This window comes from Rathayibacter sp. VKM Ac-2754 (assembly GCF_009807095.1).
GTDB lineage: Bacteria > Actinomycetota > Actinomycetes > Actinomycetales > Microbacteriaceae > Rathayibacter.
The window spans coordinates 93,546-120,142 of the sequence record NZ_WUCC01000005.1; the positions used below are offsets into that span (position 1 = coordinate 93,546).

The following is a 26,597-nucleotide window of genomic DNA, read 5'->3' on the forward strand; positions in this document are numbered from 1 at the left end:
GGCCCGGGAATGCAGGCGCCGACCCGCGGGTTGACCTCATCGGGCAACGGAGCCCGACCTTTCTCCGCACTCTCAGAAAGAAGCTCCTCATGACCCTGACGGCCCCCCGCACCGCCTCGACCAGCGCCCCGATCCTCGAGGTCCTCGCCGAGCGCTGGAGCCCGCGCTCGTACGACGCCTCCACCGAGATCTCGACCGAGACCCTCACCTCGCTGCTCGAGGCCGCGCGCTGGTCCCCCTCCGCCAGCAACACGCAGCCCTGGCGCTTCATCGTCGCGCGACGCGGCACGCCCGAGTTCGACCGCATCGTCGAGAACCTGATGGGCTTCAACGCCGTCTGGGCCGGCTCCGCGGCCGTGCTGATCGTCGCGCTCACCGAGACCGTCGACGCCGAGGGCGACGCGCGCCCGTGGGCCGTGTACGACCTCGGCCAGGCGGTCGCGCACCTCAGCATCCAGGCGCACCACGAGGGGCTGCACGTGCACCAGATGGCCGGCTTCGAGAAGGACGGCATCCGCGCGGCCTTCGACGTCGACGAGCGCTTCGAGCCCGTGACCGTCGCCGCCGTGGGCGTGCTCGCGGCGCCCGACGAGCTGCCGAACGACAAGCTGCGCGAGCGCGAGGTCGCACCGCGCACGCGTCTCGGCCTCGACGAGCTGGTGCTCGTCCGGGCGTAGTCCCGCGGGCCCTCTGTTACTCCGCGTGTCGTCGCGGAATCGGAGGAGGCGGGGCGGCTCCGTACGATCGTGACGGTCCGCCCGCCCGCCCCGCCGCCCCGGAGCCCCATGACCGACACGCCCTCCCGCACCAGCCTGGCCTTCGACGCCGAGCTCGGTCAGTCGGCGTTCCCGGTGCGCTTCGAGTCGGTCGCGCGCACCTTCGCGCCGGGCGCCCCTGTGCTGACCGACGTCACCCTCGACGTGGCCGCGGGCGAGGTCATCGCGATCCTCGGGCCGAGCGGATGCGGCAAGTCGACCCTGCTCCGGATCGCCGCGGGCCTCGACACCGCGACCGCCGGGTCGGTGCTGATCGACGGCCGGCCGGTGTCCGGGATCGATCCGCGCTGCGCGGTGGCGTTCCAGGAGCCGCGGCTGCTGCCCTGGCGGACGATCGCGGCGAACGTGGCGCTCGGGCTGCCCCGGGGCACCTCGCGCGAGGCCGCCCGCGCCGCCGTCGACGAGCTGCTCGCGCTGGTCGGGCTGACGGCGCACGCCCGCTCCCGGCCCCGCGAGGTCTCGGGGGGAATGGCCCAGCGTGCCTCGCTCGCCCGCGCGCTCGCCCGCAACCCGGGGGTGCTGCTGCTCGACGAGCCGTTCGGCGCGCTCGACGCGCTGACGCGCCTGCGCATGCAGGACCTGCTGCTCGATGTCCACGCGGCCGCTCCGGCAACGATCCTGCTCGTGACGCACGACGTCGACGAGGCCCTGCAGCTGGCCGACCGCATCGTGCTGCTCGGGCGCGACGAGCCCGGAGGCGTGTCCCGGATCCAGCGGATCATGACGGTCCCCGGCGCGCGGCCCCGCGATCGCGGGTCGGCAGAGCTCGCCGAGCGGCGCGCCGACCTGCTGGCCGGCCTCGGCATCGAACGGCACTGACTCCTCCCCGAGCGGCCTTCTCCGGAGTCGTCCACCGATCCGGCTCAGTGCCCGCTCATCCCCTCCCCCAGCCCCCCACACTCGTTCCCATCAGCACCTGTACCGAAGTCGAGGCACCCATGTCGTTCACCACGAATCCGCTCACGCGCCGCACCGCGCTCGCCGGCCTGCTCACCGCGGCGGCCGTCCCGCTCCTCGCCGGCTGCGTGCAGGGCGAGGGCTCGGGCGGCGCGGCAGCGGCACCCGCAGCGTCCGGTGCGCTCACCCAGGGCGGCACGCTGACGCTCGACTTCGCGACCTACAACCCGCTCAGCCTGGTGATCAAGGAGAAGGGCTGGCTCGAGGCGGCCCTGGCCGAGCAGGACGTCACCGTCACCTGGGTGCAGTCGGCCGGCTCGAACAAGGCCAACGAGGCGCTGCGCGCCGGGGCGATCGACGTCGGCTCGACCGCCGGCTCCGCCGCGCTCCTCGCCCGCTCCAACGGATCGCCGATCAAGACGATCGACATCTTCTCGCAGCCGGAGTGGGCGGCTCTCGTCGTCCCCGCCGGCTCGAGCATCACCAGCGTCGAGCAGCTCGCCGGCAAGCAGATCGCCGCGACCAAGGGCACCGACCCCTACTTCTTCCTCGTTCAGGCGCTCGAGGCGGCCGGGCTCGGGATCGGCGACGTCACCGTGCAGAACCTGCAGCACGCCGACGGCTGGGCCGCCCTGCAGAACGGGTCGGTCGACGCCTGGGCCGGGCTCGACCCGATCATGGCCGGTGCCGAGGCGGCCGGCGCGACGCTGCTCTACCGCAACGTCGACTTCAACTCGTACGGGCTGCTCAACGCCACCGAGAGCTTCCTCGCCGAGAAGCCCGACCTCGCGCAGACCGTCGTGAACGCCTACGAGCACGCCCGCGCCTGGGCGCTCGAGAACCAGGACGAGACCGCGTCGATCCTCGCGGCCGTCGCGGGCATCGACCCGGCCGTCGCCTCGACCGTCATCACCGAGCGCAGCAACCTCGACGTCGACAACGTCCCCGGATCCGCGCAGACCGACGTCCTCGCGGTGATCGGCCCGATCTTCGTCGAGAACGGCGACGTCGCCGCGCAGAGCCAGGTCGACGACGCGCTCGACTCGCTGCTCGACGACACCTACGCGAAGGCGGCCGACCCCGACACCATCGGCGCCTGAGCCGTCCGGCCCCGACCCCGAGTTCGAGCACGAGGAGACGACGATGACGATCCGAGACGACGAGTCCGTGACCGACGCCGACCTCGTGCGCGGAGGCGGCGGGCTGGTGCAAGCGCCGGGAGCGGTCGGGGCAGCGGTCGTCGGTCCGAGCGTCGAGGCGTCGCGGAAGCGGCTCCGCGACGACGAGGCGAGCCGGTCGCGGCCGCTGTCCTCGCGGCGCTGGTTCGTGCTCGTCGGAGGGGCGATCCTCCCGATCGCGCTGCTCGCCGCCTGGCAGATCGCGACGACCACGGGGCTGGTGTCGCTGTCGGTCTTCCCCTCCCCCGCGATGGTGTGGACGGCGGGGATCGACCTCGCGCAGCGCGGCGACCTCGGGCAGGACGTGGCGATCTCGACCCAGCGCGTGCTGATCGGCTTCGGGATCGGCTCCGCGCTCGGCCTGGTGGTCGGCGCTCTGTTCGGCCTGTCGCGGCTGTGGGAGGTCGTCCTGGGCCCGACCCTCGGCGCGATCCGCGCGGTGCCGTCGCTGGCCTGGGTGCCGCTCCTGCTGCTCTGGCTGGGCATCGGGGAGGAGTCGAAGATCACGCTGATCACGATCGGCGCCTTCTTCCCGGTCTTCACGACCGTCGCCACGGCGCTCGGTCATGTCGACCGGCACCTCGTCGAGGCGGGGCGCGCCTTCGGCCTCTCGGGCGTGCGGCTGTTCACCACGGTGCAGCTCCCGGCCGTCGTGCCCTCGGTGATCGCCGGGCTGCGGCTGGCACTCGCGCAGTCGTGGCTGTTCCTCGTCGCCTCCGAGCTCATCGCCTCGTCGATGGGCCTCGGCTTCCGGCTCATCGACAGCCAGAACAACGGGCGGATCGACCGCGTGTTCCTCGCGATCATCCTGCTCGCCGTGCTCGGCAAGCTCACCGACGCCGTGGTCGGCGTGTTCCAGCGCTACGCCGTGAAGAAGTGGGCATGACCTCGCTCCGACCCCCCGAAGGACCCGCACGATGACCGAGACGATCGCGAACCTGCTCGACGAGACCCGCCGGTTCCCCGCACCCCCGGCCTTCGCCGCGGAGGCGAACGTCGGCGCGGAGGCCTACGCCCGCGCGGCCGCCGACCCGGTCGCGTTCTGGGAGGAGGCGGCCCGCCGACTCGACTGGGCGGAGGCCTGGCAGACGGCGCACCGCTGGGAGCCCGCGCTGCCGCAGGAGGACGGCACCCTCTCCGTCCCGCGGGCGACCTGGTTCGAGGGCGGCCGGCTGAACGTCGCCGTCAACTGCGTCGACCGGCACGTCGACGCCGGCCGCGGAGACAAGGTCGCCCTGCACTTCGAGGGCGAGCGCGGCGACCGCCGCTCGATCTCGTACGCCCAGCTGCAGCGCGACGTCGCCCGGGCGGCGCACGCGCTCACGGCGCTCGGCATCGGGAAGGGCGACCGCGTCGTCGTCTACCTGCCGGTGATCCCCGAGACGGTCGTCATCACGCTGGCGATCGCGCGCATCGGAGCGATCCACTCGCTGGTCTTCGGCGGGTTCTCGGCCGAGGCGGTCCGGTTCCGCGTCGAGGACACGGGGGCGAAGCTCCTGGTCACCACCGACGGGCAGTTCCGCCGCGGGAAGGCCGTCCCGGTCAAGGAGAACGCCGACCACGCGGTCTCGGGCGAGAACGCGATCGAGCACGTGCTGGTCGTCCGCCGCACCGGCGACGAGACCCCCGACATCCCCTGGACCCCGGGCCGCGACGTCTGGTGGCACGACGTCGTCGACGCGCAGAGCGATGTGCACGAGGCCGAGGCCTTCGACGCCGAGACGCCGCTGTTCATCATCTACACCTCGGGCACGACCGGGAAGCCGAAGGGCCTCGTCCACACCAGCGGCGGCTACCTGACGCAGGCCTCGTGGACGCACTGGGCCGTCTTCGACGCGAAGCCCGACGACGTGCACTGGTGCACCGCGGATCTCGCCTGGGTGACCGCGCACACCTACGAGATCTACGGGCCGCTCTCGAACGGGCTCACCCAGGTGATCTACGAGGGCACCCCGAGCACTCCGCACACGGCGCGGCACTTCGAGATCATCGAGCGCTACGGCGTCACCGTCTACTACACGGCGCCGACCCTGATCCGCACCCTGATGACGTGGTTCAACGAGGGCGTGCCCGCCGAGTACGACCTCTCGAGCCTGCGCCTGCTCGGCACGGTCGGCGAGTCGATCAACCCCGAGGCGTGGGTGTGGTTCCACGAGAACATCGGCGCCGGGCGCTGCCCGATCGTCGACACCTGGTGGCAGTCCGAGACGGGCGCGGCGGTGATGTGCCCGCTGCCGGGCGTCTCGACGCTCAAGCCCGGCTCGTCGCTCGGAGCCCTTCCCGGGCTCAGCACGCTCGTGGTCGACGACGAGGGCCGCCGCGTGCCGAACGGCTCCGGAGGCTACCTGGTCGTCGACGGCACGGGCCCGGCTCTCGCCCGCACCGTCTGGGGCGACGCCGAGCGGTACCGCGACTCCTACTGGGCCCGCTTCGCCGAGCAGGGCTGGTTCTTCTCGGGCGACGGCGCCAAGTACGACAGCGACGGCGACATCTGGGTGCTCGGGCGCGTGGACGACGTGATCAACGTCTCCGGACACCGCCTGTCGACGATCGAGATCGAGTCGGCGCTCGTCGCGCACCCCGCGGTCGGCGAGGCCGGAGTGGTCGGCGTCGCCGACGCGGTCACCGGCCAGGCGATCGCGGCGTTCGTGATCCCCTCCGACGAGGCCATCGATCGCGGCCGCGAGGACCCCGCCTACTGGAACGCCCTCGCGGCCTCGCTGTCGGCCGGCCTCCGCGACCACGTGGCGACCGCGATCGGGCCGATCGCGAAGCCCCGCGACGTCGTGCTCGTGCCCGACCTGCCCAAGACCCGCTCGGGCAAGATCATGCGGCGCCTGCTCGGCGACATCCGCGACGGCCGGCCCCTGGGCGATGTGACGAGCCTCCAGGACGACACCGTCCCCGAGCGCATCGCCCGCATCGTCGCGGAGCGCGACTGACGGCCGAGCCTTCCACGAGAGTCGAGGAGGAGCACCGACGTCAGCCCCGACCGGACGGTCCCTCAGCGGAGCGAGGACGCTGCGCCCGCGACGCGTTCTTGCAGCGCCGCGCGAAGCGTCTCGACGAAGTCCGGGTAGATGGACAGAAGATCCTGATCGGCGCAGATCTCCTCGATGTGCGGCGGCGCCTTTGCGACGAGCTCCTCGACCCGGGTCGCGAACTCGTCCGGATCGAGCCCACGATCTCGAGCTTCTCGACGCCAGTGGACGGCGCCGATCTCGGCGATTCTGTACTCCCCAGCCACCTTCTGCGCGAGACGCATCGTCGACGCGCGGTAGTCCGGGTAGGGCGTGAGGCTGGCGATGTCGTACAGAGGGGCGAGAGCCACCTGTCCACCGGCGAGGAGGACGGAGTAGTTCTTCGCGTGAGCGTCCGGCGCGGCGACGAGCCAGTTGAACGCGACAGCGAGAAGCAGCCTCTCGATGCTGTCCCGTGCCGGTCCCGAGCGAAGGTGTCGTCGAAGGAGTGCGGCCATGCTCGGCAGGCCGGGCCCTCCATCGTCCTCGTACTTCTGAGACGGCATGACCGAGAGCGCCTGACAGAAGTCCTCTTGATGGATCCGGACGACTCGTCCCTCGGATCCTCCCGCTGTCGACGCATCCTCACCGAGCCGATAACGGTCGTACCGCTCGACGATGACGGCGGTCTCGCCGTCGAATCGCCCGATCCGAGAACGCGCAGCAATGAGCCCCAGCCGACGTGCGAGCTCCAGGCACACGTGCTCGTTCAGAGCGCTCGCCCGGTACGAAGGGATCCCCGGCTTGAGGATGTGCGTGGACGGCACGGAACCGGTCGGGAGCATCCACTCGCCTCTCTGCCGGAGCAGCCCGAACTTGGCCTGCGCGCCTGCCAGGCTGAACCGTCCGTTGTGCTCGTCGAACGTCCACGTGCTCGGATCGGTGTTCATCGCCCGGATCTGGCGCCCTATCTCCTCATCACTGACGGGGGAGAGATCGCCCGGGCGATCGAGAATCGATTACGCCTCGTCGTAGGTGAAGCGAGACGAGCGCACCTCGCACTCCAGGACTCCTGCCCGGACACCGCCGATGAAGACGATCAGCTGACGGGTCATGGCGTCTCCATCTCGATGAAGCCGGAGAGGTATCGCGACAGGTCGATCGCCGGCTCCCGCTCCGAGTCCGTCGCTCCCGCACCGCTCGGCGAGAGGTCGACGTCCAAGTCGAGCTCCAGCAGGACTCGGAGCAGCGAGCTCAGAGCCGCCCGCTCTTTGCCGTGCTCGAGCGCGACGATCAGTTGCCGGGAGACGCCGGCCCTCTGAGCCAGTTCCTGTTGCGTGAGTTCCAGCCGTCTTCTCCGTGCACGGATGATCGCGCCCACGTCCTCGGCCGTGCGGATCCGTGTCATGAGCAGACATCCCTTCCATCGGATCGCCTCGCAGCGACCGTCGCGTCCAGCGCTCCGCCCGCGCAGATGTCCATCTTCGCTGACATCTCCGGGCCTGTCCACGATCGGTGACAAACGTGAAGGTGTCTGCGATCGGCGACATCTCCCGGCATATCCACGATCGGCGACAGCTGGAGCGGATCGGCGTGCCGCGGGCATCCGGGGTGTGGATCTCGGCAATGCGTGGCGGTGTTCTAGCGCCGCTTCGTTTCGCACCTGGATGGAGGGCTGGGCTGGCCGAGGATCGGGATCTCAGGCGGGTCGACGTCGATGAGAGAGGCGGCTGCTAGGTGCGACTGCGGACCACTTGAACGAAGAGTCTTGTGAGCTCGTCGCAGTCGGGGTTGCTGCGCGTCCACACCTGCGCGTCTTCGTACGTCTGGAGGATCACGTCGGAGCTGGCCTCCGTCCACCAGGCGGGGTTCAGAGCGGCATTCAAACGCGCTCGGACGTCAGCTAGCTCGGTGGCGAGTTCCCTTAAGAGGGAGCGGGTCGCGTCGGGGTCGGGTTTCGAGTCCCAGAGCGTGGTGATGTGGGCGTCGAGCCTGGCTGCCGCCGAGACGTCGGCGGCAGCCAGTGCGGCGGCGAGGTCGATCCTGCTCGGCGTCACGTCAGAGGTCGGTCGGGTCAGCGTCGGCGCGCGGCAGGGGTCAGCTCGGTGGCGCCGTAGCTGTTGTCGTCGGGGTTGAGGGTGACGCCGGGGGCGACGAGCTCGTCGATGCGGTCGAGGACCTCGGGGGCGAGGGTCAGATCGGCGGCGGGCAGCTGGGACTCGAGCTGCTCCATGGTGCGAGGGCCGATGATCGCGGAGGTGACGCCGGGGTGGCGGATCACGAACGCGATCGCGAGCTGGATCAGCGTCATGTCAGCGCTCTCGGCAAGGACAGCGAGCTCCTCGACGATGTCGAGCTTGCGCTGGTTGGCGGGGGTGCTCATGTCGAAGCGGGCGCTCGGGCGGGCGGAGGAGGTCGGCGTGCCGGCGGCGTCCTTGCGCCAGCGGCCGGAGAGCCAGCCGCCGGCGAGGGGGCTGTAGGTGAGGGTGCCCATGCCGTGGCGCTGCACGGTCGGCAGCACGTCCTCCTCGATGCCGCGGACGAGGATCGAGTAGGGCGGCTGCTCCGTCACGAAGCGCTCGAGGCCGCGCTCGCGGGCGGCCCACTGCGCTTCGACGATCTGGCTGCCGGAGTAGGACGAGGAGCCGATCGAGCGGACCTTGCCCTGCCGGACGAGGTCGGTCAGGGCGCCGAGCGTCTCCTCGACGTCGGCCGTCGGGCTCGGGCGGTGCACCTGGTACAGGTCGATGTAGTCGGTGCCGAGGCGGCGGAGCGAGTCCTCGACGGCGCGCATGATGTACTTTCGCGAGCCGCCGGAGCGGTTGGGTCCTTCGCCCATGGGCATGAAGAACTTGGTGGCGAGGACGACGTCGTCGCGGCGGCCCTGGAGGGCTTCGCCGACGATCTCCTCGGAGATGCCGCCGGAGTAGACGTCGGCGGTGTCGACGAAGTTGATTCCGGCGTCGAGCGCCGCGTGGATGACGCGGATCGAGTCGGCGCGGTCGTCGTTGCCCCAGGGGCCGAACATCATCGTGCCGAGGGCGAGGGGGCTGACGGACACTCCGGTGCGTCCGAGGGGGCGGTACTCCATGGGGTTCTCCTTGCGTCGAGGGGGCGTGCGGGCTCAGCGTGCGCGGGGGTCAGGCGTCGGCGGTGTCGCCGAGGACCTTCTTGGCGACGGTGACGGCGGAGAGGGCCTTGGGCCAGCCGGCGTAGAAGGCGAGGTGGGTGATCGTCTCGATCAGCTCGTTGCGGGTGACGCCGTTCTCGAGGGCGCGGCTGAGGTGGCCGGGCAGTTGCTCGGCGTTGCCGCCCATGATCAGGGCGGACACGGTGATGAGGCTGCGGTCGCGGGGGGAGAGCTCGGGGCGCTCCCAGACGTCGCCGAAGAGGACGTCGTCGGTGAGCTGGACGATCTTCGGCGCGAAGCCGCCGACGAGCTGCTGGATGGGGGTGGGTTCGGTCATGGCTGCTGCTCCTGTCGAGAGTGGGAAGGAGGTCACGGGGCAGTACCTCCTAGAGGGATCAGGCGGTGGCCTGGTCTCGGATCTGCGCGAGGGCGTTCATGAACCCTTCCGAGCAGCCGCTGGAGCCGGCGAGCCGGTCGACCTCGAGCTCACCGACGGGGCGGCCGACAATCGCCTGGGGGAGAGCCTCGGCGAAGCGCTGCTGGTAGCCGAGCGACGTCTCGTCCTCGGCCGGGGTAGTGATGGCGACCGCTGTGACGGCGTCGTCCTGGATAGTGAGGGTGACGTCGTGGTGCGACGGCAGTCCTCCGTACCAGCCGCGGGCGGTGTACTCCCCGTCGCGGTACTGCCCCTCCAGCTCCGGTGCCGAGGTGGAGGGTTCGGGCTGCTGCGGGGTTGGTGCCGCACTGGAGGCCGAGGTCAGCGTCGTCGCAGGATCTTCCGCTGCACGGTCCCCGGCAGTGCAACCGGTGAGGGTCGCGGCGACCGACAGCGTCCCCGCGGCTGCGGCGAGGCGACCCCTCACGAAGTGGCTCCGAGGCGCTGGAGATCCGCCGTCACCTCAGCCGGTTCCGCGGAGGCGGGCAGGTTCGTCTGGTCGCGAACTCCGTCGAACTGGCCTGCCGGATCGGGGTCGGCCGCCGCGAACAGCGGGGCGAGGTCCTCGGGTGCAGGGCCGTTTTCGGCGACGAGTTCGACGGTGCGTCGATCGGCGTCGTGGGAGGTGAGGCACTCGACGAGGACGCGGGCGATCTGGTCGCGGGCGATGACGCCGTCTGCGGGGCTGCCGGCATGGCGGGTGTCGCCCTGCAGGAAGGTGATCGCGAGCTCGTCGGGCTTGTTCGCGTCGAACCAGCCGGGCCGCACGATCGTGTACCGGTTGCCGCTGGCGCGGACGAGGCGTTCGCTGCGCCGCTTCCAGTCGTGCGTGACGCTGCGCCCGGTCACGCCGATCGCGGTCATCAGCGCGATGCGGACGGGCCGGTCGTCGAGGGCGGTGAGGACGTTGCGCACGGCGCCGTAGTCGACGTCGCGGGCGTCGTCGCTGCCGTAGGCGGCGCCGTGGGTGAACACGACCGCATCGATCCCCTCGACGGCCTCGGTCAGTGTCTCCGCGGCAGTGAGCCGGCCGACGACCGCCTCGGCGCGAGGGTCGAGGCGGCCGGCGCGTCGCTCCTCTCTGACGAGGGCGCGCGCGGTGTGGCCGGCGTCGAGGGCGTGGGCGACGACTCGGCGGCCGATGCTGCCGGTCGCGCCGACGACGAGGACGGTGAGGGTCTCGGATGCGGTCATGGTGTCCTCTTCGGTCAGTTCTGGTCGGTGGTGGGGCGGACGAGGACCTTGAGGGCCTCGCGGTCGGCCATCGCCTGGTAGCCGGCGGGCACCCCGTCGAGGTCGACGGTCCAATCGAACACTCGGCCGGGCTCGATGGTTCCGTCCAGGACGAGGGGGAGCAGGGTCGGGATGTAGTGGCGGGCGGGGGCGACACCTCCGGTGAGGGTGATGTTGCGCATGAAGTCGCCGAACCCGAAGGGCACCTCCGCGAACTGCGGGGCGCCGACGCGGCTGACGACGCCGCCGTCGCGGACGACCGCGAACGCCGTTTCGAGCGCCGCCTTCAGTCCGACCGCTTCGAGGACGACGTGGGTTCCGTCGCCGCCGGTGAGCTCCTTGACGCGGGCGATGCCCTCGTCGCCGCGCTCGGCGACGACGTCGGTGGCGCCGAAGTCGCGGCCGAGGTCGGTGCGGACGGTGTGGCGGCCCATCAGGATGATGCGCTCGGCGCCGAGGATCTTCGCGGAGAGGACCGCGGAGAGGCCGACCGCGCCGTCGCCGATGACGGTGACGGTCTTCCCGGGGCCGACGCCGCCGGTGATCGCCGCGTGGTAGCCGGTGGACATGACGTCCGAGAGGGCGAGGAGGGAGGGGATGAGCTTCTCGTCGAACCCGGCCGGGACGACGACGAGGGTGCCGTCGGCCTGGGGGACGCGGACCTTCTCGCCCTGTCCGCCGTCGCCGGGGTTGCCCCAGTGGGCGCCGTGGCGGCAGGAGGTCTGCAGGCCCTCGCGGCAGAAGTCGCAGGTGCCGTCGGAGGCGACGAACGGGGCGATCACGAAGTCGCCGACGGCGACGTCGGAGACGTCGTCGCCGATCTGCTCGACGATGCCGACGAACTCGTGTCCCATCCGGGCGCCGTGCTCGGAGTGCTCCATGGAGGCGTAGGGCCAGAGGTCGGAGCCGCAGATGCAGCCCGCGACGATGCGCAGGACCGCGTCGGTCGGCTCCTGGATCTTCGGGTCGGGGACGGTCTCGATCCGGACGTCGCCGGCGGCGTACATGACGGTTGCGCGCATGAGGTCTCGCTTCTCTCGTGAGGGAGTGGTGCCGCACGGGCTGCGGCGGATACTCTCGGCAACCGGACGTCGTCTCGGTGGCCTGCAACCATGCAACCGCGCTGCTCGCGGGCGCGGGAGGTTCTGCTGTTCCGTGTAATGCCAGCCCCTCCCTCCTTCCTCCGGGCAGTCGTAGCGTGGCTCGCATGACGATCCAGCTCACGCTCAACAACGGCGTCACCCTTCCCGCTCTCGGCCTGGGCGTCTTCCAGAGCGCGCCCGAGGAGACGACCGCCGCCGTGCAGTCCACCCTCGAGGCCGGCTACCGCCACATCGACACCGCCGCCGCGTACGGCAACGAGCGCGAGGTCGGCGAGGGCCTGCGCCGCTCGGGCCTGGACCGCTCGGAGGTGTTCGTCGAGACGAAGGTCTGGGTGACCGACTACGGCTACGAGCAGACCCTGCACGCGTTCGAGAAGGCGACCGGCAAGCTCGGCGTCGAGCGGCTCGACCTGCTGATCCTGCACCAGCCCGTCCCCTCGCGCTTCGATACGACGATCGCCGCGTACAAGGCGCTCGAGAAGCTCCTCGCCGACGGCGGCGTGCGCGCGATCGGCGTCAGCAACTTCACGCCCGCGCACTTGGCGCGCCTGCTCGCCGAGGTCGACGTGATCCCTGCCGTCAACCAGGTCGAGCTGCACCCGTACTTCTCGCAGCCCGACCTGCGCCGCGAGCACGCCGAGCGCGGCATCCTCACCCAGGCGTGGTCGCCGATCGGCGGCATCACGTTCTACCCCGGCTACGGGGACGAGCGCCGCAGCGTCATGGACGACGAGACGATCGGCGCGATCGCGGCCGAGCACGGCAAGAGCCCGGCGCAGGTGATGCTCCGCTGGCACCTGCAGCAGGGCCGCTCCGCGATCCCCAAGTCGACGAACCCCGAGCGGATTGCGGCGAACTTCGACGTCTTCGACTTCGAGCTCTCGGACGACGAGCTCGCGCGCATCGATTCCCTCGACACCGGCGTGCGCAGCGGACCCGATCCGGACGAGGAGCACCCCGCGTTCTTCAATTTCTCCATCCCCGAAGCCTGAAAGCCGGCGCCATGACCATGCAGAGCGAAGTCCGCGAGTTCCTCACCACCCGTCGCGCCCGAATCACGCCCGAGAAGGCTGGACTGCCCGTGTACGGCGGCAACCGCCGCGTCGAGGGGCTGCGCCGCGAAGAGGTCGCGATGCTCGCCGGCGTCAGCGTCGACTACTACAACCGCCTCGAGCGCGGAAACCTCAGCGGCGTCTCCGAAAGCGTCCTCGACGCCCTCGCCCGCGCCCTGCAGCTCGATGACGCGGAGCGGGCGCACCTGTTCGACCTCGCGCGCGCCGCGAACCTCGCGCCCGCGAAGCGCCGCGCCGCCGCGACCACTCAGGTGTCCGCGAGCGTGCAGCGTCTGCTCGACGCGATCACCGACGCGCCCGCCTGGGTGCGCAATAACCGCCACGACCTCCTCGCGACCAACGCGCTCGGCCGCGCGCTCTACGCGGACATGATCGCCAGTCCCTACGGGCCGCCGAACACGGCTCGATTCGTGTTCCTGGACGTGCGCTCGCGCGACTTCTTCCCGCAGTGGGAGAAGTCCGCCGACGACATCGTCGCGATCCTCCGCTCGTCCGCGGGTCGGAACCCGTACGACCGGGAGCTGTCCAACCTCGTCGGTGAGCTCTCCACCCGCAGTGACGTGTTCCGCACCAGCTGGGCGAAGCACGACGTGCGCTTCCACCGCACCGGCACGAAGAAGATCCACCACGCGCTCGTCGGCGACCTCGACCTCGACTACGAGGCGATGACCCTCGACTCCGACACCGACCTCACCCTCCTCGCCTACACCGCCCGCCCCGGCACCCCCTCCGCCGATGGACTGCGCATGCTCGCGAGCCTCGCGGCGACCCGCGAAAGCGAGCAGGCGGCCGCGGCCGAGGTCGCCACCGATCCCTCGAACTAGGAGAAGCACCATGACCACCTGGACCGCAGACGAGCTGCACCGCGTCGGCGACGCCGGAGAGCTGCGCATCGCCGGCTGCCGCGCCGACGGCACCCTGCGCCGACTCGTCATCATCTGGCAGGTCCGCGTCGACGACTCGATCTACGTCCGCTCCGTGAACGGACCCGACGCGAGCTGGTTCCGCGGCACCCAAGTTCGCGGCGAGGGCCGCATCGAGGCCGGTGGGGTGGCGAAGGACGTCGTCTTCGCCCGCGACGACACCGTCGATGACCGTATCGACGAGGCCTACCGCCGCAAGTACGGCAGCGGCTCCGCCGTGCGCGCGATCACTAGCGCCCTCGCCACCAGCACGACCTTGCGCGTCGATCCCGCCTGACCTCTCCCGCGGTAGAAGGGGTGCACTGGCAGTACCTGGGACACCGGTCACTGCCGCCGATGCAGCCGCAGCGCTTGCATGGATGCGGGAAGGACAACCACCAATGACATCGACACCCGCGACCACCGAGCCTCGGACCGCGCCCCACAAGGGCGCGATCCTGACGATCATCCTCGTCAGCTACTTCATGATCCTGCTCGACAACTCGGTCATCTTCACCGCGCTGCCCAGCCTCGAGGCCGACCTCGGCCTTGCCCCCGCTGAGCTCGCCTGGGTGCAGGACGCCTACACCCTCGTCTTCGGCGGCCTGCTGCTGCTCGGCGCCCGGGCCGGCGATCTCCTCGGCCGCAAGCGCGTGTTCATCTTCGGCCTCGTCGTCTTCTCGATCGCCTCCCTCCTCATCGCCTTCGCCCCCGCCGGGTGGTGGCTGATCGGCTCCCGCGCGATCCAGGGCATCGGCGCCGCGATCGTCGCCCCGTCCGCGCTGTCGCTGCTCACCGCGAGCTTCGAGGGCCGCGAGCGCGCCCGCGCCGTCGCCGCCTACGCTGCGACCGCCGGCATCGGCGCGAGCCTGGGCATGGTCATCGGTGGCGCGCTCGCCTCCTGGATCTCCTGGCGCGCCGGGTTCTTCGTGAATGTCCCGATCGGCATCGCCATGATCGCCCTCGCCCCGAAGTTCCTCCCCGAGACCGCCACCCGGCCCGGCCGCTTCGACCTCCCCGGCGCCATCACCGCCACCCTCGGCGTCGGCGGACTCGTCTTCGCGATCCTGCACGGCTCCGAGAACGGCTGGACCGACGCGACCACCCTCGTCTCCTTCGCCCTCGCCGTGGTGCTGCTCGTCACGTTCGTGGTCGCGGAGTCGCGGGCCGCGCAGCCGATCATGCCGCTGCACCTGTTCGCGAGCCGTCAGCGCACCGGCGCCTACCTCACCCGGTTCCTCTACCTCGGCGCCATGATCGGGTTCTTCTACTTCACCACCCAGTACCTCCAGGGCGCCCTCGGATTCAACCCGCTGCAGGCGGGCCTGGCGTTCCTGCCGATGACGCTTGTCAACTTCGCCGTCGCCCTGCTCATCCCGCGCCTGTCGGACCGGATCGGGAACACGGCTCTGCTCGTCGCCGGCATCGTCCTCACCCTGGCCGGAATGCTCTGGCTCACCCGCATCACCCCCGACAGCGGCTACCTCGCCGCGGTCGCCGCGCCCATGCTCTTCATCGGCGCCGGCCAGGGTCTCGCGTTCGCTCCGATGACCACCTTCGGCATCGCCGGCACCACCTCCGAGGACGCAGGGGCCGCATCCGGAGTCGTGAACACGTTCCACCAGCTCGGCACCTCCGTGGGCCTGGGCATCCTCGTCGCCGTCGCCACCCTCGCCGCACCTGCCTCCGGTGTCGAGACTGCCGTGAGCGTCACCGCCGAGACGTCGCTCGCGCTGACCGGCGGCACCGGGCTGCTGCTGCTCGCCCTCGTCACGACCCTCGCCCTCATCGTCCCGAGCACCCTCGCGGCCCGGCGCGCAGCCGCGGCGCCTCTCGCGGTCCAGCCGGTGAGCGCCCGATGAGCCGGTCGGATCTGCCCGCCGCCCTCACCAGCGCGCTCCTCGCGCTGCAGACGGAGGAGTTCGACGCGATGGTCCTCGCCGACGTGACCGCGCTCGACGAGCTCCTCGCGCCTCAGTTCACCCTCACTCACATGACCGGGTTCGTGCAGTCGAAGACCGACTGGCTCTCCGACGTCGACACCGACCGGAGCTACCACGCCGTCGACCTGGTCGACTCGGTCGTCACCGGCAGCGAGATCGACCCGGTCCTGACCGTGCGGACCTTGACCGAGGCGACGATCTGGGGCGCGCACAGCACCTGGCGTCTGCAGCTGCGTAGCACCTTCGCCCCGGACGGCGACGGGTGGGTCATCGCCCGCACCGTCGCCTCCACCATCGACGAGTCCGAGCGACTCACTCCGAACGCGATCGAGTTCCTGCGCGACCACCACGACCGCACACGGACCTCGATCATCCTCATCGGCATGCCCGGCATCGACCAGCAGTTCCGCCACTACCCCCAGCTCTACAGCCGTCTGGGCTTCGCCCACCAATACCACCCACTCACCCGCGACGAACTCCTCTTCGTCCTCGACCGGCAGTGGAAGAGGCTCGGCCGAGCGCTGAACCCTGACGATTTCACCGACTCGCAAGCCGTCGCCGCCGTCGAGCGCATCACGCGCGGCAACTTCCGACTCCTCGAACGACTCATGCCTCAGATCGCCCGCGTCCTCAAGATCAACGAGCTCGAGACCATCACCGACGACGTCGTCGAATCAGCAGCGAGCGTCCTCGTCATCGGCACCTAAGAGCGACACGAAGCGCCGTGAGAAAGCAGCCACGCAGCGCTGCGATCCACACATCCGGGGTACCGTGGAGGGATGCGCGACGTCCAGCAGCAGATCATCTCCGAGCTCCACGTCTCCCCCACCGTCGATCCGGCCGCCGAGGTCGAACGACGCAGCGGCTTCCTCGCCGACTACCTCCGTCACACCGGGGCCGAGGGCCTCGTCCTCGGCATCAGCGGCGGCCAGGACTCGAGCCTGGCCGGCCGGCTGTGCCAGCTCGCGGTCGAGCAGGTGCGGGCGAGCGGAGGCGACGCCTCCTTCATCGCGGTGCGCCTGCCCTACCGCGTCCAGGCCGACGAGGCCGACGCGCAGCTCGCGCTGACCTTCATCCGCCCCGACCGACAGATCGCGTTCGACATCCAGCGGGGCGTCGACGGGATCGCGGCGGCGTTCGAGGACGCGGTCGGCGAGCCGATCACGGACTTCGTCAAGGGCAACACCAAGGCCCGCGCCCGCATGATCGCGCAGTACGCGATCGCCGGGCAGGAGGGCATGCTCGTCGTGGGCACCGACCACGCGGCCGAGGCGGTGACCGGCTTCTTCACCAAGTTCGGCGACGGCGGAGCCGACGTGCTCCCGCTGACCGGGCTCACCAAGCGCCAGGGCCGCTCGCTGCTCCAGCACCTCGACGCACCGGCCCGCCTCTACGAGAAGGCGCCGACCGCCGACCTGCTCGACGACAACCCCGGCCAGACCGACGAGTCGAACCTCGGACTCGTCTACGCCGACCTCGACACCTACCTCGAGGGCGGCGACGTCGCGCCCGAGGTCGCCGAGGCGATCGAGGCGCGCTACGCCGCGACCGAGCACAAGCGCCAGGTCCCGCTGTCGATGTTCGACGGCTGGTGGCGCTGACCGGTCGCGCCGGGCCGCCGGACGCGTCGGCGGCCTCCGACACGCTGGTCGAGTAGCCCCGCAGGGGCGTATCGAGACCCACCGGCTTCAGCGGATCGGGCTCGGGGCCCATCGTTCTGACGCTGGTGGATCTCGATACGCCCGCTGCGCGGGCCACTCGATCAGCGGGGGGGGCGGATCCGCCCACCCGCGGCGCGCGCAGGCGCCTCGCGCGCGTCAGGCCGTCGCGACCCGGTCGAGCCAGGCTCCGCTGACGCGGGCGCTGTCGGCGGGGGGCATGCTGGCGCGATCGACCTCGACGATGATCCAGCCGCCGAAGTCGGCCGGCAGCGCGGCGAGGACGCCGTCGAGGTCGATGCCGCCGAGGCCCGGCTCGAGGAAGAGCCCGCTGTCGGTCGCCCGGTCGTACGGCGTCGGGATCGCGCGGCTCGCCTCCGCGATGCCGAGGTGCAGATCCTTCACGTGCAGGTCGATCAGGCGGTCGGAGTACCGCTGGACCATCGCGACCGGGTCCATGCCGGCCCAGACCAGGTGGCCGATGTCGAAGGAGGCGCCCAGCAGGGCCGGGTCGATCGCGGCGAGCACGCGGTCGATCTCGTGCTCGGTCTCGACCCAGGTGCCGACGTGGTTGTGCAGGCCGGCCTGGACACCCTCCGCGCGCAGGACCTCCGCCGCCTCGGCGAGGATCTCGATCACGCGGTCGAGCCGACCCTCGTCGAATCCTGCTCCGACGGCGACCGCCTCGCGGGTGCGGACGACGCCCGGCTCGAAGCTGACCTCGGGCGCGAGGAACACCGTGTCGAGGCCGACGTAGTTGGTCTCCTCCGCCTTGCGCCGGACGCCGTCGAACCAGTGCACCCACTCGGCGCTGCCGCGCTCGAGGGTGCGACCCGAGTCCTCGGGCAGGGCGACGGAGGCGTAGCCCGGCGCGAGCTCGAGGCCCGACTCCTCGATCATGTGCGCGTAGTCCTGGAGGGTCTGCGTCGCGAGCACCTCGAGCATCGTGGCGCCGAATCCGGCATCGCGGATCTCGCGCAGCACCTGCGGGTACTCGTCGCGGAAGGCGGGGTCGGCGAAGCGCCACAGCGACTCGCTCGCGGGGTCGTCGGGATCGGCCTTCACGTTGATCCACTGGATGGCGTTGAGGGCGAACTGCGAACGGCGGAGCATGCGGGGACTGCTTTCTCGAGAGGAGTGGTGACGGTCGGACGCGCGGCGGGTCAGTCGGTGGCGGCGCGGGCGTTGTAGACGAGGGCGGAGCCGGCGTCGACGTGGGCGCGGTAGGCGTGGAACACGGCGAGCGCCTCGTCGCGGAGGACGCCGTCGACGACCTCGATGCCGCGCGCCTCGAAGGCGGCGGCCCAGTCCTCGCGCATGGGTCCCTCGTCGAAGGTCGAGATCTCCTCGAGCTCGGGGCCGGAGCCTGCCACGACGAGGCGGCGGACGCCCGACCAGAGCGTCGCGCCGTAGCACTGCACGCAGGGACGCCAGTTGACGACGAGGTCGTGGGCGGGCAGGCCCTCCCCGCCCAGGTCCCAGGTGCCGAGCGCGGTCTGCGCGAGACCGAGCGCGGTGACCTCGGCGTGACCCGATGAGACTCCGCTGCCGAGGACGACGTTGACGCCGACCGACACCACGCGGCCGGAGTCGCGCTCGACGACGATCGCGGCGAACGGGCCGCCGTTGCCCTCGCGGAAGTTGCGGTCGGCGAGGGCGTGGACGAGTGCCATCCGATCCTCGAGGCCGGGCAGGAACTCGGGGACGTCGCGCACGGCGTCCTCGATCCAGGCGGGCAGGGCGATCTCGTAGCGGGTGGCGAGCTGGTCGATGTTCACGGGTGGCCTCCTGGGCGGGGTGGGAGTGGGGTGAGAGGGGTGCGGCCTGCAGACCGCACGGGGGCGCTCACACGCGCGCGCCCTCCAGCGCGGCCAGCACCGCGCGGGTCGCCCGCACGGCGGTGATCGTCCCGGTCAGCGTCGCGTTGCAGACGACGGGGGTCGGGATCACGCCCGTCCCGGCGAGGTAGAGCCCCTCGACGCCCCACACCCGGCCCGACGGGTCGCAGACGCTGGTGCCGTCGTCCACCGCGCCCGAGCGGACCGTGCCGGTGAGGTGGAGCGAGGACCCGGGCGCGAGCACGACGCACTCCGTCTCGGGGTCGAACGAGCCGAAGCGCTCGGCGACGGTGCGGATCCGCTCGCGGGCGTCCTCGATCAGCGCGAGGTCGCGGTCGGTGTAGTCGAAGTCCACGCGGAGGCGCGGCATCCCCGTCACGTCGGTCTCGTGCTCCGAGAACACCAGCCGGTTCTCGGGTCGCGACTCCACCGGCGTGTAGAAGGAGAGGCCGACCGAGTAGGCGAACGGGGTGCGGTCCTCGTCGAGGAACACCGTGTTCATGATCTGCCCGTGGAAGGGCTGTGCGTCGCCGTTCTGCGGCAGCCAGAGCGAGTCGGTGGCGAACTCGCCCTCGCGCAGCATCGGCAGCCCCGCGGCGTCGAGGCCGAAGCGCTCGAGGTCCATCACCACTCGCGCGGTCACGAACGCGTGCTCGTTGAGGAAGCGCCCGAGCGCCTCCGGACGGATACCCGACGCGAAGAGCAGCTGCGGGGTGCGGACGACGTCGGCGCAGACGATCGTCACTCGCGCGTCGATGTCGTACTCGCGGCCGGTCGCGATCTCGCGCACCCGGGCGCCGATCGCACGGCCGTCCTCGTGGCGCACCGCCACCGCGAGCGTGCCGGCGCGCAGCTCGAAGGCGTCGTCGCCTCCGCTCGCGATCGGCGGGAAGACGCGGTTGGGGCCGGTGCGGGCCAGCGGGCCGGTCGGATTCCCGGCGACGGCCATCGGCATCGGCTGCGGGTGACGACCGGGGGCGCTCACCGACCCGAAGACGTCCTCGAGCACGTCGAGCACCACCCGCCCCGGGCCGGTCGGTCCGAGCGGGGAGTCGTGCACGTCGAGCAGCTGCTCGGCGCGCGCGAGGTCGGCGGCCCACTGCGCGGGGTCGCCGTCGTCGAACACCTCGCCGCCCGCGGGCCGCGGAGTGGCGGCCGTCCAGTGCACGCCCATCCCGCCGACGTTCCACGCGACCGCGCTCGCGGGCATGGCGCCGGCGTCGCCTCCCATCGCCGACAGGTTGTACATGCCGGGCTCGACGGAGCGGAGCTCGTCGGTGATGTCCGGAGTCACGTCGGCCCCGGTGTACAGACCCTGCACCCCGGTCGCGATCTGCCGGTTGTAGCGGCTCCAGATCTCGGGCTCCTCGCTGTCGTGCAGATGGAGGCCGGGAACCGAGCCCGCGGCGGGCCCGCCGTCGACCATGAGGATCGAGACGGCGGGATCGGCGTCGCGCAGGCCCCGGGCGACGGCGGCGCCCATGAGGCCGCTGCCGATGATGAGGACGTCGAGGGAGTCGGACACGGTTCTCCTAGCGGGCCGGTGGGCCGGGGTCAGACGGCGACGCGCGGCCGGATGGGCGGCGCGGCGAGGGTGGGGCCGAAGAAGGCGACGTCCATGCGGTCGAGCACGAACTTCACCGCTCCGATCAGCGGGGCGTCGGCGCCGAGCACGGTCGACCGCACGGCGACGTCGAGGGTGCCGAGACCGCGCATCGACGCGGTGACGCGCGGGCGGAGGAGGTCGTCCGCCTCCTCGAGCCCGCCGCCGAGCACGAAGAGGTCGGGCGCGACCGTCCACGCGAGGGTCGACAGCAGCTCGGCGAGGTGGGCGACGAAGGCGTCGAGCTCGCGCAGCGCCTCGGGGTCTCCGGCGCGGGCGGCCTCGACCGAGCGGAGCGCGCGCTCGCGCTCGGAGCGCTGCGGCGAGGTCAGCAGTCCGAACGGGGTGTTCTCCATCCGCCCCGTCGCGAGGGCGCCCGCCTCGACGAGCTCGCCCGCGGCCCCGCGGAAGCCGCGGTGCACCGCGCCGCCGATGACCAGGCCCACGCCGGTGCGGTTCCCGAGGATGCACCAGGCGAAGGCGGCGGAGTCGGCGGCGACACCGCGCCAGCGCTCGGCCAGCGCCGCCAGGTTGGCGTCGTTGTCGGCGAAGACGGGGACGCCGAGGCGCTCGGAGAGGGCATCGGCGAGCGCGAAGCCGTTCCAGCGCGGCGAGTTGACGAGGCGCCGGACGACACCGTCCTCGTCGATCGCGCCACCGGCGGCGACCGCGCCGGCGTGGATCCGCTCGCGGGGCAGCCCCGACGCGGCGACCGCCTCCTCGACCGCGAGGACCGCGTCGTCGACGGCGGCCTCGGGCGAGAGGTAGTCGTGGAGCGCCCGCAGCGAGCGCCCGAGGATGCGGCCGCGGATGTCGCAGACCACCGCGGAGGCGAAGTCGGTGTCGATCCGCACCGCTGCGACGAGCGCGCGGTCGGCGCGGAAGCGGAAGGTGCGCGGCGGGCGGCCGACGTCGGACCTGGCCGGATCCGGAGCCGTCTCGTCGACCCAGCCCTCTTCGCACAGGCGCGCCAGGATCAGCTCGACGGTCCGCCGCGAGAGGGCGACCTCGCGCACCAGCACGGCCATGGTCACCGGCTCGTCGTGCTCGGCGAGCGCGCGCAGGACGACGCCGGAGTTGAGCCGGCGGAGCGTGCTCGGGGCGACCCCGGCCCTCATCGGTGCTCACCGACCAGGGGCAGGACGTCGTCGAAGCGGCCGGCGACGACGGCCGGCTCGACGTCGTAGACGCGGGCGGAGTCGCCGGCCTCGCAGCGGGCGGGCGGCCAGGCCGGGTCCGCGCCGCTGACGAACGCGACGAGCTCGCGGTGCATGGTGGCGGCGAGCGCCGCGGGGGGCGCGTCGCCGAGGACCCGGGTGGTCGCCTCCGCGTCGAGGTGGTCGAAGAAGAAGGGCAGGTCGAGGCAGTGCCCGGCACCGCCGACCGCGGGCGAGACCCAGTCGAACGCGTACAGCCAGGTGGGCGCGGGGCCGTCGGCGCGGTTGCGCGCGGCCTGCACGACCGCGCGGCGGAAGAGCAGGTCGGTGGCCCGCGGCGGCGCGTCGGCGTCGCGCTCGATCCGCGGAGTGTCGAACTCGTCGGCGGTCGCGCCGATCAGGAGGGGCTTGTCGCGCCCCGCCAGAGCGGTGGCCGTCGCGACGGGCTCGGGCAGCAGGTCGTCGCCGGTCACCGGTGCGAAGACGATCGAGGCCCCCGGCATCATCGTGCGGGCGGCGGTCTCCGAGAGCTCGTCGGGGTCGAGGGAGGCGAACCCCGCGCGGTCCGGTGCGACGCCGAGTCCGAGAGCGAAGGCAGCGACCTGCGCGGACGCCTCCGCGAGCGGCACGCTGCGATCGGTCGGCGAGATCGCCACGGCGCGGGCGAACAGCGGCTGCGCCTCGGCGCAGCCGAGCAGCGTGAGCACCGCCCCGCCGCCCGCCGACTGGCCGGCGATCGTGACGCGGGAGGGATCCCCTCCGAACGCCGCGATGTTCGCCTGCACCCAGCGCAGCGCCGCGAGCCAGTCGCGGACCGCGCGGTTCGCGTCGCCCTCGATCACCGCGAAGCCGTCGACGCCGAGCCGGTAGGCGGCCGTGACGACGATCACGCCGTCGCGCGCGAACGCCGAGCCGTCGTGCCAGTCGCTGGAGGCCGCTCCGGTGACGTAGCCGCCGCCGTGCAGGTAGACGAGGACGGGGAGGGAGGAGGCGCCGACGGGCGCGACGACGTTGAGGGTCAGCGTGTCGGCGCCCGGGATCGAGTGCTCGGGGATCGTCGTGAACTCGAACGGGCGCCCGCGCTGCGGCGTGGCTCCGTAGGCGGAGGCGTCGAACGGCTCGGCGAAGCGGGCGCGCGGCTCGGGGGCGCGGAACCGGAGCTCCCCCGTGGGCGCCTCGGCGAACGGCACGCCGAGGAACCGGGCGATGCCTCCCTCGATGCGACCGACCACTGCGCCGCAGGGCGCCTCCACCGAGATGTCCATGCCCACTGCCCCTTCGGCGCCGATCACTCCGGTGCCCGTCACTCCGTTGCCCGTCACTTGAGGCCCGTCGCGACGATACCCTGCACGAAGTAGCGCTGCAGGAGCAGGAAGAGCACCAGCACCGGCAGCATCACCACCACCGCACCGGCCAGCACGAGCCCGTAGTCGGTGACGTTCTGCGAGGCCTGGCTGGTCGCCGCGAGGCCCACCGGGAGCGTGTAGGTCGAGGCGTTCTGGGCCACGAGCAGCGGCCAGATGAAGTTGTTCCACGCCGCCAGGAACGACATGATCGTGACCGTCGCGAGGGCGGGTCCGGCCAGCGGCAGGAACACCTGGGCGAAGATCCGCAGCTCGCTCGCGCCGTCGATCCGCGCGGCCTCGAGCAGCTCCTCCGGGATGCTCTCGGCGAACTGCCGCACGATGAAGATCGAGATCGGCAGCACGAGCGAGGGCAGGGCGATGCCCGCGAGCGTGTTCACGAGGCCGAGCCGCACCGTGACCACGAACTGCGGCACGAAGACCGCCGAGAACGGCATCATCAGTGCGATCAGCACGGCGATCGTCGCGGCCCGCCTGCCCGCGAAGTCGAGCTTGGCCAGCGCGTACCCCGCGGCCGCCGCGGCGACGAGGTTGCCCGCCACCACGATCCCGGCGACCACGAGGCTGTTGCCGAGGTATCCGGTGAAGCCTGCCTGCGAGAACAGCCGCCCGAAGTTCTCGAGCGTCGCCTCGGTCGGGAGCCATGCGCCGGGGTTCGCGCTGATGTCGGCGGTGGTGCGCAGCGATCCCGAGAAGACCCAGACGAACGGCAGGAGGGTGATCACGGCGAGCACCGTCAGCACCGGGTAGAGCACGGCCCGGCGGAGGCGGTCGGACGAGGCGCGGGTGCGCGAGGGGGGCTCCGGCTCGATCCGCGGCGGCGGCGAGACGGGAGCGAGAGGAGGGGCGGTGACGGTCATGAGCGGGACCTCAGCAGACGGAACTGCAGCACGCTGACGAGCGCGACGATGAGCAGGAGGAGGAACGACGCGGCGGAGGAGACGCCGATGTTGCCGAAGCCGAACTGGTGGTAGGTGTACAGCGCCATCGACTCCGTGGAGCCGAGCGGACCGCCTCCGGTGAGCAGGTAGGGCTCGTCGAACACCTGGAGGAAGAACACCGAGAGCAGCACCGAGACGAGCAGCGTCGTGGGCATCAGCAGCGGCACGGTGATCGACACCAGCCGGCGCCAGGGCCCGGCCCCGTCGAGCGAGGCCGCCTCGTGCACATCCTCGGGGACCGACTGCAGGCCGGCGAGGAAGAGCAGCATCGCGGTGCCGAAGTTGCGCCAGATCCCGAGGAGGATGACGACCGGCATCGCGAGGTTCTCGTCGCCGAGCCAGTTGGGGCCGGCGAATCCGATCGCTCCGAGGAACTCGTTGATCGTGCCGTTCTGGTTGAACGCGTACTGCCAGATCAGCGCCACCGAGACGATGTTGGTGACGACCGGGGCGTAGAACAGCGCGCGGAAGACGCCGCGCAGCCTCCGGATGCCCGTGTCGAGCGCCAGGGCCAGCACGAAGCCGACCGCCATCGTCACCGGCACCCCGATGACGACGAAGTACAGAGTGTTCGCCACCGAGCGGAGGAACGCCGCGTCGCCCAGCAGCACCGCGTAGTTCTCGAGACCCGTGAAGTCGACGCCGAACGGCTGCTGCAGGTCGGCGCCGCGGATGTCGGTGACGCTCATCGCGAGCGACGCGATCACCGGGATCGCGGTGAAGACTCCGAAGATCACCGCGAAGGGCGCGAGGAACAGCCAGGCGATGCCGGTGTGCCGGCCGTGCCGCTGCCGTGCGACGGGCTTGCCGGCGAGTGCGGTCACAGCCACGCGGTCACTCCGTGCCGATCGAGGCGGCCTGCTGCTGGGCGGCGGCCATCGCGTCGGCGGCCGTCTCCTTGCCGCGGGCGACCTTCTCCATCTCCTGGCCGAGGACCGTGGAGGCCTGGGTCCACGTGGTGACGGCGGGCAGCGGCTCGACGTCCTGGAGCTGGGTGAAGAAGGCGGTGAGCAGCGGCTGGTCGGCGATCGAGGGGTCGCTCCACGCGTCGACGACGGCGGGCATGCTGCCGGCGGCCGCGTACTGCGCGACCTGGGTGTCCTCCTGCGCCATCTCGCGCACGACCTTCCAGGCCGAGCTCGCGTTGTCGGAGGCGGCGGTCACGCCCCAGCTGCCGCCGGCGAGCTGGCCCGACCCGCTGTCGGGTCCGGCCGGGAGCACGGCGGTCGCGATGTGCGAGGCGGTCCAGCCCTCCTCGGCGGCGGTGTCGTCGAGCGTCGCCACGACCCACGGGCCGCTGATCATCGAGCCGGTCTGCCCTGAGACGAGGTAGGGCTGCGCGTCGAGGAACTGCGGGGTGTCGGGCGAGGAGACGCCGGAGGAGAAGAAGGAGGCGTTGAACTCGGCCGCCGCGATCATCTCGGGGCTGTCGAGCTGCCACTCCGAGCCGTCGTCGCTGAGCAGGTCGGCGCCCGCCTGGTGCGCGAAGGTCGCGAGGGTCTGGCCGTTGTAGGTGTCCCAGCCGACGTCGGCGCCGTAGCCCGACTCGGCGCCGCCGGCCTCGAGGCCCTGGAAGAACGGGAGCGTCTCGTCCCAGGTGGTCGGGGCGGTGACTCCGCCGGCCTCCGCGAAGTCGGAGCGGTAGATCAGGACGCGCGTGTAGGCGTACCAGGGCACCGAGTAGGTGGTGCCGTCGTACTCGCCGGCGTCCCAGGAGCCCTCGAAGAAGCTGTCGGAATCGACCAGGTCGTCGGGCACGGGGGCGAAGGCGTCGGAGGCGAGGAACTGCGTCTGCGCCTCGGTGTAGAGGAACGCGATGTCGGGCGCGGTGCCGGCGGCGACGGCGGTCTGCAGCTTGGTGTTGTACTCGTCGGAGGGCACCAGGGTCACCTCGAGATCGAGGTCGGGGTTCTCGGCCTCGTAGTCGGCGAGGACGGTGTCGAGCTGCTTCGCGTCGCCGTCGGGGGCCCAGAGGGTGACGGTGCCGGTGGCGGCGGAGTCGTCGACGGTGAGGTCGGCGGAGGCGGCGGCACCGGAGTCGGAGCCGCGGCCGCAGCCGGCGAGCGCGAGGGCGGTGACGGCGAGGACGCCGCCGGTGAGGAGGAGGCGGGAGCGGTGCGGGGCGGTGCGCGTCATGGGGGCTCCTGTTGTTGTGCTACTTCGTAGCGGAAGTGGAGGGAGGAGTCGCACGCGATCCGCGCGGTCGGCGGAGTTATGCGATGTTGTAGCGAAACTGCCTCGAGAAGAACCCGGCCGCAGCCGGGTCGTGTCCGACGGTAGACGCCGCCTGTTTCGGCGGCGTTTCCCGCGGGGCACGTTCTGATGACGTGGGCTGCGGGGCGCGGCTCCCCCTCACCGATCGAGTGGCCCGCGCAGCGGGCGTATCGAGATCCACCGGCGTCGGA

27 protein-coding genes are annotated in these 26,597 nt (G+C 71.7%); 11 read left to right on the top strand and 16 right to left on the bottom strand.

What is annotated here, in order from left to right; genetic code table 11:
- Nucleotides 1–89: 89 nt before the first annotated feature.
- The 5 genes from GRS92_RS10010 to acs all read left to right on the top strand — a co-directional run bounded on the left by GRS92_RS10010 (nucleotide 90) and on the right by acs (nucleotide 5,793).
- Nucleotides 90–677 carry a nitroreductase family protein gene (locus GRS92_RS10010; protein ID WP_159855808.1) on the top strand — a complete coding sequence of 196 codons (588 nt, stop codon included), beginning with the start codon at nucleotides 90–92 and terminating at the stop codon, nucleotides 675–677.
- 108 nt (nucleotides 678–785) lie between these two features.
- Nucleotides 786–1,595, top strand: a complete 810-nt coding sequence (locus GRS92_RS10015) for an ABC transporter ATP-binding protein (RefSeq protein WP_159855810.1) — start codon at nucleotides 786–788, stop codon at nucleotides 1,593–1,595.
- 119 nt (nucleotides 1,596–1,714) lie between these two features.
- Nucleotides 1,715–2,773: an aliphatic sulfonate ABC transporter substrate-binding protein gene (locus tag GRS92_RS10020; RefSeq protein ID WP_159855812.1), complete on the top strand. Its 1,059-nt coding sequence runs from the start codon at nucleotides 1,715–1,717 to the stop codon at nucleotides 2,771–2,773.
- A gap of 43 nt (nucleotides 2,774–2,816) precedes the next feature.
- Complete coding sequence (locus tag GRS92_RS10025; protein WP_159855814.1) at nucleotides 2,817–3,737, top strand: ABC transporter permease; 921 nt, start codon at nucleotides 2,817–2,819, stop codon at nucleotides 3,735–3,737.
- Between the two features lie 31 nt (nucleotides 3,738–3,768).
- Nucleotides 3,769–5,793 (top strand): acetate--CoA ligase, encoded by a 2,025-nt coding sequence (gene acs, locus GRS92_RS10030; RefSeq protein ID WP_159855816.1) that lies wholly within the window; start codon nucleotides 3,769–3,771, stop codon nucleotides 5,791–5,793.
- A 62-nt stretch (nucleotides 5,794–5,855) separates the two neighbouring features.
- Here the strand turns inward: acs and GRS92_RS10035 are convergent, their stop codons facing one another.
- The 8 genes from GRS92_RS10035 to GRS92_RS10070 form a co-directional block, all read right to left on the bottom strand.
- The gene (locus GRS92_RS10035; RefSeq protein WP_159855818.1) at nucleotides 5,856–6,761 is read right to left on the bottom strand and encodes a HipA domain-containing protein; all 906 of its coding nucleotides are present in this window, start codon (nucleotides 6,759–6,761) and stop codon (nucleotides 5,856–5,858) included.
- Between the two features lie 161 nt (nucleotides 6,762–6,922).
- Nucleotides 6,923–7,219 (bottom strand): helix-turn-helix domain-containing protein, encoded by a 297-nt coding sequence (locus tag GRS92_RS10040; protein ID WP_159855820.1) that lies wholly within the window; start codon nucleotides 7,217–7,219, stop codon nucleotides 6,923–6,925.
- Between the two features lie 325 nt (nucleotides 7,220–7,544).
- Entirely contained in the window at nucleotides 7,545–7,868 is a 324-nt protein-coding gene (locus GRS92_RS10045) for a hypothetical protein (protein WP_159855822.1), read from the bottom strand.
- A gap of 17 nt (nucleotides 7,869–7,885) precedes the next feature.
- The gene (locus GRS92_RS10050; RefSeq protein WP_159855824.1) at nucleotides 7,886–8,902 is read right to left on the bottom strand and encodes an aldo/keto reductase; all 1,017 of its coding nucleotides are present in this window, start codon (nucleotides 8,900–8,902) and stop codon (nucleotides 7,886–7,888) included.
- A gap of 49 nt (nucleotides 8,903–8,951) precedes the next feature.
- Entirely contained in the window at nucleotides 8,952–9,278 is a 327-nt protein-coding gene (locus GRS92_RS10055) for a carboxymuconolactone decarboxylase family protein (protein WP_159855826.1), read from the bottom strand.
- A gap of 58 nt (nucleotides 9,279–9,336) precedes the next feature.
- Nucleotides 9,337–9,804, bottom strand: a complete 468-nt coding sequence (locus GRS92_RS10060; protein ID WP_159855828.1) for a hypothetical protein — start codon at nucleotides 9,802–9,804, stop codon at nucleotides 9,337–9,339.
- Complete coding sequence (locus tag GRS92_RS10065; RefSeq protein WP_159855830.1) at nucleotides 9,801–10,571, bottom strand: SDR family oxidoreductase; 771 nt, start codon at nucleotides 10,569–10,571, stop codon at nucleotides 9,801–9,803. Before GRS92_RS10065 ends, GRS92_RS10060 begins: the two co-directional genes overlap by 4 nt.
- Before the next feature lie 14 nt (nucleotides 10,572–10,585).
- Nucleotides 10,586–11,632: a zinc-dependent alcohol dehydrogenase family protein gene (locus GRS92_RS10070; RefSeq protein ID WP_159855832.1), complete on the bottom strand. Its 1,047-nt coding sequence runs from the start codon at nucleotides 11,630–11,632 to the stop codon at nucleotides 10,586–10,588.
- A 185-nt stretch (nucleotides 11,633–11,817) separates the two neighbouring features.
- On the opposite strand from GRS92_RS10070, the gene GRS92_RS10075 reads away from it, so the two are divergent.
- From GRS92_RS10075 to nadE, 6 genes are all read left to right on the top strand, one after another.
- Complete coding sequence (locus tag GRS92_RS10075; RefSeq protein ID WP_159855834.1) at nucleotides 11,818–12,705, top strand: aldo/keto reductase; 888 nt, start codon at nucleotides 11,818–11,820, stop codon at nucleotides 12,703–12,705.
- An 11-nt stretch (nucleotides 12,706–12,716) separates the two neighbouring features.
- Entirely contained in the window at nucleotides 12,717–13,610 is an 894-nt protein-coding gene (locus tag GRS92_RS10080; RefSeq protein WP_159855836.1) for a helix-turn-helix transcriptional regulator, read from the top strand.
- 10 nt (nucleotides 13,611–13,620) lie between these two features.
- Nucleotides 13,621–13,986, top strand: coding sequence for a DUF2255 family protein (locus tag GRS92_RS10085; protein WP_159855838.1), 366 nt, complete (start codon nucleotides 13,621–13,623; stop codon nucleotides 13,984–13,986).
- A 103-nt stretch (nucleotides 13,987–14,089) separates the two neighbouring features.
- On the top strand, nucleotides 14,090–15,550 hold the full coding sequence (locus GRS92_RS10090; protein ID WP_159855840.1) for an MFS transporter: 1,461 nt from the start codon (nucleotides 14,090–14,092) through the stop codon (nucleotides 15,548–15,550).
- Complete coding sequence (locus GRS92_RS19040) at nucleotides 15,547–16,338, top strand: DUF4440 domain-containing protein (RefSeq protein ID WP_235021924.1); 792 nt, start codon at nucleotides 15,547–15,549, stop codon at nucleotides 16,336–16,338. Before GRS92_RS10090 ends, GRS92_RS19040 begins: the two co-directional genes overlap by 4 nt.
- A 72-nt stretch (nucleotides 16,339–16,410) precedes the next feature.
- Nucleotides 16,411–17,232, top strand: a complete 822-nt coding sequence (gene nadE, locus GRS92_RS10100) for an ammonia-dependent NAD(+) synthetase (protein WP_159855852.1) — start codon at nucleotides 16,411–16,413, stop codon at nucleotides 17,230–17,232.
- Nucleotides 17,233–17,448: 216 nt separating this feature from the next.
- Here nadE and GRS92_RS10105 read toward each other — a convergent pair whose 3' ends face one another.
- The 8 genes from GRS92_RS10105 to GRS92_RS10140 form a co-directional block, all read right to left on the bottom strand.
- A complete protein-coding gene (locus tag GRS92_RS10105) occupies nucleotides 17,449–18,402 on the bottom strand; it encodes a sugar phosphate isomerase/epimerase family protein (protein WP_159855854.1) in 954 nt (317 codons plus the stop codon).
- Nucleotides 18,403–18,452: 50 nt separating this feature from the next.
- Nucleotides 18,453–19,067, bottom strand: coding sequence for a hypothetical protein (locus tag GRS92_RS10110; protein WP_204162025.1), 615 nt, complete (start codon nucleotides 19,065–19,067; stop codon nucleotides 18,453–18,455).
- A 67-nt stretch (nucleotides 19,068–19,134) separates the two neighbouring features.
- Nucleotides 19,135–20,652 (bottom strand): GMC oxidoreductase, encoded by a 1,518-nt coding sequence (locus GRS92_RS10115; RefSeq protein WP_204162382.1) that lies wholly within the window; start codon nucleotides 20,650–20,652, stop codon nucleotides 19,135–19,137.
- Between the two features lie 29 nt (nucleotides 20,653–20,681).
- Entirely contained in the window at nucleotides 20,682–21,848 is a 1,167-nt protein-coding gene (locus tag GRS92_RS10120; protein ID WP_159855856.1) for an ROK family transcriptional regulator, read from the bottom strand.
- The gene (locus tag GRS92_RS10125) at nucleotides 21,845–23,209 is read right to left on the bottom strand and encodes a carboxylesterase/lipase family protein (RefSeq protein WP_159855858.1); all 1,365 of its coding nucleotides are present in this window, start codon (nucleotides 23,207–23,209) and stop codon (nucleotides 21,845–21,847) included. The genes GRS92_RS10120 and GRS92_RS10125 overlap by 4 nt, the downstream gene beginning before the upstream one ends.
- Nucleotides 23,206–24,111 carry a carbohydrate ABC transporter permease gene (locus GRS92_RS10130; RefSeq protein WP_159855860.1) on the bottom strand — a complete coding sequence of 302 codons (906 nt, stop codon included), beginning with the start codon at nucleotides 24,109–24,111 and terminating at the stop codon, nucleotides 23,206–23,208. Before GRS92_RS10130 ends, GRS92_RS10125 begins: the two co-directional genes overlap by 4 nt.
- Nucleotides 24,108–25,022 (bottom strand): carbohydrate ABC transporter permease, encoded by a 915-nt coding sequence (locus GRS92_RS10135; protein WP_327437436.1) that lies wholly within the window; start codon nucleotides 25,020–25,022, stop codon nucleotides 24,108–24,110. Before GRS92_RS10135 ends, GRS92_RS10130 begins: the two co-directional genes overlap by 4 nt.
- Nucleotides 25,023–25,026: 4 nt before the next feature.
- On the bottom strand, nucleotides 25,027–26,328 hold the full coding sequence (locus GRS92_RS10140; protein ID WP_159855862.1) for an extracellular solute-binding protein: 1,302 nt from the start codon (nucleotides 26,326–26,328) through the stop codon (nucleotides 25,027–25,029).
- Nucleotides 26,329–26,597 lie beyond the last annotated feature (269 nt).

Coding starts and splice junctions, on each gene's coding strand:
- GRS92_RS10010 (WP_159855808.1), top strand. CDS start 90: ATGACCCTGACGGCCCCCCGCACCGCCTCGACCAGCGCCCCGATCCTC.
- GRS92_RS10015 (WP_159855810.1), top strand. CDS start 786: ATGACCGACACGCCCTCCCGCACCAGCCTGGCCTTCGACGCCGAGCTC.
- GRS92_RS10020 (WP_159855812.1), top strand. CDS start 1,715: ATGTCGTTCACCACGAATCCGCTCACGCGCCGCACCGCGCTCGCCGGC.
- GRS92_RS10025 (WP_159855814.1), top strand. CDS start 2,817: ATGACGATCCGAGACGACGAGTCCGTGACCGACGCCGACCTCGTGCGC.
- acs (WP_159855816.1), top strand. CDS start 3,769: ATGACCGAGACGATCGCGAACCTGCTCGACGAGACCCGCCGGTTCCCC.
- GRS92_RS10035 (WP_159855818.1), bottom strand. CDS start 6,761: ATGAACACCGATCCGAGCACGTGGACGTTCGACGAGCACAACGGACGG.
- GRS92_RS10040 (WP_159855820.1), bottom strand. CDS start 7,219: ATGACACGGATCCGCACGGCCGAGGACGTGGGCGCGATCATCCGTGCA.
- GRS92_RS10050 (WP_159855824.1), bottom strand. CDS start 8,902: ATGGAGTACCGCCCCCTCGGACGCACCGGAGTGTCCGTCAGCCCCCTC.
- GRS92_RS10055 (WP_159855826.1), bottom strand. CDS start 9,278: ATGACCGAACCCACCCCCATCCAGCAGCTCGTCGGCGGCTTCGCGCCG.
- GRS92_RS10065 (WP_159855830.1), bottom strand. CDS start 10,571: ATGACCGCATCCGAGACCCTCACCGTCCTCGTCGTCGGCGCGACCGGC.
- GRS92_RS10070 (WP_159855832.1), bottom strand. CDS start 11,632: ATGCGCGCAACCGTCATGTACGCCGCCGGCGACGTCCGGATCGAGACC.
- GRS92_RS10075 (WP_159855834.1), top strand. CDS start 11,818: ATGACGATCCAGCTCACGCTCAACAACGGCGTCACCCTTCCCGCTCTC.
- GRS92_RS10080 (WP_159855836.1), top strand. CDS start 12,717: ATGACCATGCAGAGCGAAGTCCGCGAGTTCCTCACCACCCGTCGCGCC.
- GRS92_RS10085 (WP_159855838.1), top strand. CDS start 13,621: ATGACCACCTGGACCGCAGACGAGCTGCACCGCGTCGGCGACGCCGGA.
- GRS92_RS10090 (WP_159855840.1), top strand. CDS start 14,090: ATGACATCGACACCCGCGACCACCGAGCCTCGGACCGCGCCCCACAAG.
- GRS92_RS19040 (WP_235021924.1), top strand. CDS start 15,547: ATGAGCCGGTCGGATCTGCCCGCCGCCCTCACCAGCGCGCTCCTCGCG.
- nadE (WP_159855852.1), top strand. CDS start 16,411: ATGCGCGACGTCCAGCAGCAGATCATCTCCGAGCTCCACGTCTCCCCC.
- GRS92_RS10105 (WP_159855854.1), bottom strand. CDS start 18,402: ATGCTCCGCCGTTCGCAGTTCGCCCTCAACGCCATCCAGTGGATCAAC.
- GRS92_RS10120 (WP_159855856.1), bottom strand. CDS start 21,848: ATGAGGGCCGGGGTCGCCCCGAGCACGCTCCGCCGGCTCAACTCCGGC.
- GRS92_RS10130 (WP_159855860.1), bottom strand. CDS start 24,111: ATGACCGTCACCGCCCCTCCTCTCGCTCCCGTCTCGCCGCCGCCGCGG.
- GRS92_RS10140 (WP_159855862.1), bottom strand. CDS start 26,328: ATGACGCGCACCGCCCCGCACCGCTCCCGCCTCCTCCTCACCGGCGGC.